At 42.5% G+C, this 7,089-nt stretch carries 7 protein-coding genes; 4 read left to right on the top strand and 3 right to left on the bottom strand.

Annotated elements, in window-relative coordinates:
* Positions 1–204 precede the first annotated feature (204 nt).
* The 4 genes from EAH55_RS27165 (at position 205) to EAH55_RS27180 (ending at position 4,021) form a co-directional block, all read left to right on the top strand.
* Complete coding sequence (locus EAH55_RS27165; protein WP_121812419.1) at positions 205–1,245, top strand: AI-2E family transporter; 1,041 nt, start codon at positions 205–207, stop codon at positions 1,243–1,245.
* A 5-nt stretch (positions 1,246–1,250) separates the two neighbouring features.
* Entirely contained in the window at positions 1,251–2,183 is a 933-nt protein-coding gene (locus EAH55_RS27170) for a cation diffusion facilitator family transporter (protein ID WP_121812420.1), read from the top strand.
* A 38-nt stretch (positions 2,184–2,221) separates the two neighbouring features.
* Positions 2,222–2,545 (top strand): hypothetical protein, encoded by a 324-nt coding sequence (locus tag EAH55_RS27175; RefSeq protein ID WP_121812421.1) that lies wholly within the window; start codon positions 2,222–2,224, stop codon positions 2,543–2,545.
* Positions 2,546–2,926: 381 nt separating this feature from the next.
* The gene (locus tag EAH55_RS27180; RefSeq protein ID WP_121812422.1) at positions 2,927–4,021 is read left to right on the top strand and encodes an SGNH/GDSL hydrolase family protein; all 1,095 of its coding nucleotides are present in this window, start codon (positions 2,927–2,929) and stop codon (positions 4,019–4,021) included.
* A gap of 121 nt (positions 4,022–4,142) precedes the next feature.
* Here EAH55_RS27180 and EAH55_RS27185 read toward each other — a convergent pair whose 3' ends face one another.
* The 3 genes from EAH55_RS27185 to EAH55_RS27195 form a co-directional block, all read right to left on the bottom strand.
* A complete protein-coding gene (locus EAH55_RS27185) occupies positions 4,143–5,228 on the bottom strand; it encodes a mannose-1-phosphate guanylyltransferase (protein ID WP_121812423.1) in 1,086 nt (361 codons plus the stop codon).
* Positions 5,229–5,295: 67 nt separating this feature from the next.
* On the bottom strand, positions 5,296–6,411 hold the full coding sequence (gmd, locus tag EAH55_RS27190; protein WP_121812424.1) for a GDP-mannose 4,6-dehydratase: 1,116 nt from the start codon (positions 6,409–6,411) through the stop codon (positions 5,296–5,298).
* A 96-nt stretch (positions 6,412–6,507) separates the two neighbouring features.
* The coding region (locus EAH55_RS27195) for an NAD-dependent epimerase/dehydratase family protein (protein ID WP_121812425.1) at positions 6,508–7,089 on the bottom strand (582 nt) is incomplete at its 5' end.

Raw genomic sequence — 7,089 nt, forward strand, 5'->3', positions numbered from 1 at the left:
CGCGGAAGAATGTGCGGTAGTAGGGGTGTGTTTCTGCGATTGATTTTCAGAAATAGTAACACACCCCTCCGCCCCTCTCAAGAGGGGAATCGCACATTCCCCGCTTCTTCGCCCCGAACTCTTAACATCCCCCTTAACCTTAAATTGCTTCCAATCAAAACATTTAAGGCTTATTAATGTGTTTATGGAACAAACACCTGCTTTATGACCCCAAAAAAAGAAAAAGAACTTACCTACATTGAAAAAGTATGGCATACCGTTGCCATTGTTGCCCTGTTAGTAGTAGTGATATTAATAGCCAGGGTAGCATTCAACGTACTGCTAATGGTATTATCCGGCGCACTGATAGCAACCTACTTTCATGGCCTTGGCGATTTAATTGAGCGTAATACTAAAATGCGCAGAAGATATGCCATGATCATATCTGTAGTGGGTTCATTTTTAATTGTGATAGGCTTGTTTTACCTGATGGGCACCACCATACAACACCAGATAGCATTGTTAAAAGATACGCTGCCACACACGGTTAATAATTTTAAAGCTAAAGTGGCCTCAAACCCAACAGGACAGCAGATCCTTGATTATTTTTCGGGCGATAACGACCCGGACAAGGTGGTGGTTACCGTTCAGCATTTTTTCAGTACAGGTTTTGGGGTGCTTGGCGATATTTACATCATTCTGTTTCTCAGCATCTTTTTTACAACCAATCCCGATGTTTATAAGAACGGTATTTTAATGCTGCTCTCCGACAAGAAAAAACCTTTAGGACAGGATATTATGGATAGGATCAGCCTTTCGTTAAAAGGCTGGCTTAAGGGGATGCTGCTTTCTATGGTGTTATTGGGCGTGTTGCTTACAACCGGTTTAAGCATTATGGGGATCCCGGCTGCTTTAATACTGGCTTTGTTTGCGGGCATGCTTAAGATCATCCCCAATTTAGGTTCGGTGATAGCCATGATACCGGGTGTGCTGCTGGCCCTTACCGTTGGTACCAACACGGCTGTAATAGTTGCACTTATTTACGTGGTATCGCAAACTATTGTGAGTAATATTGTGGTACCGATAGTTCAAAACAGGATGATTAACCTGCCGCCGGCATTAACTATCATCAGCCAGGTAGTAATGGGGACACTTTCGGGTGTGCTGGGCATTATACTGGCAGTGCCAATAGTAGCCATCATTGTAATTTTGGTTGATGAACTATATGTAAAAAAACTTGGCGATGCTGAAATAATAGCCCATTGAGCAACATGGCTTCATCAAAAAAATCGATATACAGCGCGCTCATCGCCAACCTGCTTATAGCGATAACCAAATTCATAGCAGGCGTTATCGGGCGAAGCGGATCAATGATCTCCGAGGGTATCCATTCGCTGGTTGATACTGCCAATGAATTGTTGCTATTATTCGGACTTTACCGTAGCCGTAAGGAACCGGACAAAACACATCCTTTTGGGTACGGAAAAGAGCTGTACTTCTGGTCGTTCATTGTCTCTATTATGGTATTTGGTTTAGGCGGAGGGCTGTCCATTTACCAGGGCATTTTACACATCCGCGAGCCTGAGCAACTCGGCGACCCTACCATGAGCTATATCGTTTTGGGATTATCTATCATATTTGAAGGTTCATCGCTCATTATAGCCCTGAAAGAATTTAACGCGATTCGGGGCGATCAAACCTGGTGGGATGCCGTGGTAAAAAGTAAAGACCCATCAACTTTTTTGGTAATGTTTGAAGACAGCGCGGCTGTTGCAGGGCTTTTTATTGTGGGCATCTGCATGTTCCTGAACCATCGTTACAACATTCCTGTACTTGATGGCGTAGCATCTTTATTGGTAGGGTTGATATTGGTTGCCGTTTCGGCTATATTAGCCCGCGAAAGCCGAAGCTTACTTATGGGCGAAGGTATTTCATCCGAATCAAGGGTAAAGATTACAGCATTGGTTGAACGCGACAGCGCCGTTTTAAAAGTAATGCACATGCTGTCAAACTATCAATCGCCCGATGAAATTATACTGATGCTGATCGTAGCTTTTAAGGAAGATCTCGACACCCAACAAATCAACGAAGCGATAGACCGCATCCGCGATTGTATTAAGCGTGAGTTTAGCCTGGTACGCTTTGTTTTGGTGCAGCCCGAAACATTTTCGGCAGAAATTACTGAAACAGGCAGCGTACTTTAATTGTATATTAGCTACAACTTAACTAAACATCCTACCTCATGCAAGAGCAAAAATTTCATTACGCCACAGTAACCGAAGCAATAAGCAAATTAAAAGAACAAGGCTATACCCACGAGTTTAGTCTTGAAGGAGATCATCTGAAAGCCGGTGCAGAAACATTTCCAGTGAGTGAATTTGAAATAGTTGACCTGTACCGTTATGAAGGTCCTTCTGACCCTGCAGATGAAGCAATCGTTTATGCACTCGCTTCATCCGGCGGTACTAAAGGCACCTTGGTAACAGGCTACGGTATCTCTACAGATGAAGCGACCATCGAAACATTAAAGAATTTACATTATAAATATCAGCAAAGTCAGCAATAGTTTTTTGCACTTCATTATTTCTGGGAACCGAACTTCGCCAACGCTGCACCGTTAGGTGCTATCTTTTTGTAACATATCATCATCAACAGCTTTTGCGCCGTTGGTGCTCACCGACTACTTAAAAAAACAATGTCAAAAAGGGTAGCACCTACGGCGCAAAAATCAAAATCTATTCTTTTGCTACTACAAACAGGTATCCCCTACGGGGAATTGAACAAAGAAAACAACGACATGAAAATTGTTACAGCAACAAAATAGAACATCTTTTATTTTACCTCATATTATTTGCCCTATAGCTTAGCTGATACTTTTACAGCAATTTATACCGATAAATTTCATGTATTTGGTTTCATGAACTGATATTGGTAATCTTGTGATGCGATGAAAAACAGCATACTGTCTACCTTTATCTTATTTATCTTTTGCTCACTGCATAGCCATGCGAAAACCAAAGTTGATACTATTTACGCGGCTGATCTGCAACCTATCGGGCGTACGCTCATCAATAATCAGCATAACTTAGCACTTATTACTTCAGGTGCTCACTTTGGCTTTAGCTTTAAGGGGAATGAGTGCGCGATATATGTAAGCATTGCGGATGCCGGTGGTCATAATTACCTACAATATGAACTTGACGGGATTTATCAAAAAAGGATCAGGGTTGACGGAAACTTAAAAGAGCCAATTATCATTAAAGCCCCAAATACGGGTTCACACCGTATCTGGATTTATAAAGCAACGGAAGCAACCAGCGGTGCTTTGCTATTTTCAAAGGTCGCGGGCGAAGGCGTTAAAAGTTTATCTGCTCCCAAACTTCCGTTAATAGAATTTATAGGTAATAGTATTACCTGCGGAGCGGCAGCTGACGATTCGGAAATTCCATGCGGAACCGGTGATTACCAGGACCATCATAATGCCTACATGGCTTATGGACCAAGAGTAGCAAGGGCATTAAATGCCAATTTTATTTTATCAAGTGTTAGCGGTATTGGCGTTTACCGTACCTGGAACAGGGACTCTCCTTCTATGCCGCTGGTATACGAAAACGCAAATTTCCAGGAAAAGGACTCGTTGAAATGGGATTTTAAAACCTATCAACCAAAAATTGTAAGCATTGCCCTGGGCACAAATGATATGAGCAATGGCGATGGTAGCACAAGGGCTCCATTTGATACCATACGTTTTGTTAACGACTATGTAAAGTTTGTACAATTGGTTAAATCCAAATATCCAAAAGCTCAAATTGCCTTGCTTTCCAGTCCGATGATTAAAGGTAACTCAAGGGAGATATTACAACGATGTTTAAGCAGGATAAAAGCCACTGTTGACACCACCTATCTGAAAGACAGGCCTGTTGCAACTTTCTTTTTTGAGCCGATGGAGGCTCATGGTTGTTCCGGGCACCCAAGCGTAGCCGATCATCAAATCTTAGCGGAAGAACTTAAACCGTTTTTTGCCGGTTTGTTGAAACAGTAATTATTTGCCGGAACGATTCGTAAGGACACAAAAAAGGCCGTTATCTTTCGAAAACAGCCTTATTACCTTATCGGTTATTAAAAGAGGGATCGTTCGCTATTGCCTGAACAGCTTTCCTGGATTAAACATACTCCACGCCAAACCTGCTTTTCACATCAGCAACAATTTGTTTTACGCTTTGCTCCTGATCGCGCGGGCAGATGAGCAACGTGTTGTTGGCTTCAACTACTATGTAATTGTTTAAACCCTGTAGTATCACAAGCTTACCGTCGGGCATATTTACCATACAATCAGATGAATTATACATGATCACCTTTTCATTTGGAATTACCGCGTTTCCGGCCTCCGCTTTTTCGGACAATTCGTATATAGATGCCCAGGTTCCCAAATCGCTCCAGCCAAAATCAGACGGCAATACATATACATTATCCGCCTTCTCCATAATACCGTAGTCGATAGATGTATTAACACAGTGGTGATAAGCCTGGTTAATGTGAGTGGCTTCATTTTCTGTATTGTACACCGGCCGTGCATCAGCAAAAATATTGTGCAGATCGGGCATATAGGTTTCAAATGCCTGCACTATCGCCCTGGCCGACCAAACAAAAATCCCCGCGTTCCATAAAAAATCGCCGCTTTGAATAAAGCTTTTGGCAACCTCAAGGGTTGGCTTTTCCGTAAAGGTTTTTACCTTATGAAAATCATTGTTTATAACAGCGTCTGTATATTGAATATAGCCGTAACCCGTATCCGGTCTTGACGGCTTGATACCCAATGTTACCAGGCATTGGTGTTCTGCAGCGGTCTCCAATGATTTTTCGAGCGAACTTACAAAGGCATCTTCATCAAGGATCTGCTGATCGGAAGGAGCTACAACAATTACCGCGTCCGGGTTCAGGCTTTCTATCTTAAAACATCCATATGCTATGCATGGCGCAGTGTTCCGCATTACAGGCTCAGTCAGGATCTGCTGATTTGTTATATCCGGCAACTGCTCCTTTACCAGTTGGGTATAGTTTTCATTAGTTAATATGAAGATGTTTTCTTTTGGGCATGTTTTGGAAAGCCGCTGATACGTATCCTGTATCAATGTTTTTCCGCTGCCAATAATATCTATAAATTGTTTGGGGTGCGATGTACGGCTTATTGGCCAAAACCGGCTTCCGATACCCCCTGCTAAAATTATCGCGTAATAGTTTTTGTTCATGCTTTACTTTAATGTTGGTTAACTGAATTAAACTGTACATGATTGGCTTTGATACAAAGCCGGTGTTCTATTCATACTGGTTCTTGATGGCATAACCCGAATCTTTTAACAGTTTTTCTCTTTTAAACAAATCCACGTCGGCGGCAACCATTTCACTTACCAAGCCTTTCAGATTGTATTTAGGCGCCCAACCTAACAGTGTTTTTGATTTGGTTGGATCGCCTATCAACAGGTCAACTTCAGTTGGGCGGAAATATTTTTCATCTACAGCAACTAATTCCTTACCGGTTTCAAGCTGATATTCCGGATTGCTACAGCTTATTACATATCCTTTTTCCTTTAATCCGCTGCCAATAAACTCAATTTCGATACCCAACTCGGCAAAGGCCATTCGTACAAACTCGCGTACTGCAGTTGTAATACCTGTAGCTATCACATAATCTGTAGGCGTATCCTGCTGCAATATCAGGTACATGGCTTCAACGTAGTCTTTGGCATGTCCCCAATCGCGCTGAGCGTCAAGGTTGCCCAGATACAATTTGTCCTGCAAACCCATTGCTATTTTGGCGGTTGCACGGGTAATTTTACGGGTTACAAAGGTTTCACCGCGCAAAGGGCTTTCATGGTTAAACAAAATACCGTTACAAGCATAAATGCCGTAAGCTTCGCGATAGTTCACTGTTATCCAATAAGCATACATTTTAGCAACCGCATATGGCGAGCGCGGATAAAACGGTGTGGTTTCTGACTGCGGCACCGCTTGCACCAAACCGTAAAGCTCGGAAGTTGAAGCCTGATATATTTTTGTTTTTTTCTCAAAACCGAGAATCCTTATAGCTTCCAATAACCTTAAAGTGCCAATACCGTCGGCATTAGCTGTATATTCCGGAGTTTCAAAACTTACTTTAACATGCGACATGGCACCCAGGTTATAGATCTCATCGGGCTGCACCTGTTGTATGATTCTGATTAAATTGGTTGAGTCGCTTAAATCGCCGTAGTGTAGAACCAGGTTAATTTCCTTTTCGTGCGGATCCTGGTATAAATGATCAATCCTGTCGGTATTGAACAGAGAACTCCTTCTTTTTATACCGTGTACCTCATAGCCTTTGGATAATAAAAGTTCGGTAAGGTATGCGCCATCCTGGCCGGTTATTCCGGTTATTAATGCCACTTTTTTCATTTGTAATGTCGGGGTTAGGGTGTAATAATTATAATTTATTTAAGGTACAATGATATACCCTGAGTGTATCACTGTACCATTTGATTTTAAAAACTTTTACTTATAGTAATAAGAAAAGTCTTTATGATGTATTTCCTGCTCAGGTAACGACTTGAAGTACTCTAATGTAATCTTCAAACCTTCACTCCGGGATACCTTTGGCTCCCAGCCCAATATGGCTTTAGCCTTAGTGATATCCGGACGGCGTTGTTTTGGATCATCTGTAGGCAATGGCAGGCTGATCAGCTTTTGATCGGTACCGGTAAGTTTGATAATCTCCTCACCAAACTGTTTGATCGTGATCTCATCAGGGTTACCAATGTTTACCGGCTGGGCATAATCGCTCAGCAACAACCTGTAGATACCTTCTATCAAATCATCCACATAGCAGAATGACCTGGTCTGTGAACCGTCGCCAAACATCGTCAGCGGTTCGCCCCTTAGTGCCTGGCCAATAAAGGCCGGTAATACCCTGCCGTCATTCAGCCGCATCCTTGGCCCGTAGGTATTAAAGATTCTCACGATCCTGGTTTCTACACCATGGAAAGTATGGTAAGCCATCGTGATGGCTTCCTGGAACCTTTTGGCTTCATCATATACACCTCTCGGACCTACCGGGTTCACATTGCCCCAGTATTC

Source organism: Mucilaginibacter kameinonensis, from assembly GCF_003675385.1.
Classification (GTDB): domain Bacteria; phylum Bacteroidota; class Bacteroidia; order Sphingobacteriales; family Sphingobacteriaceae; genus Mucilaginibacter; species Mucilaginibacter kameinonensis.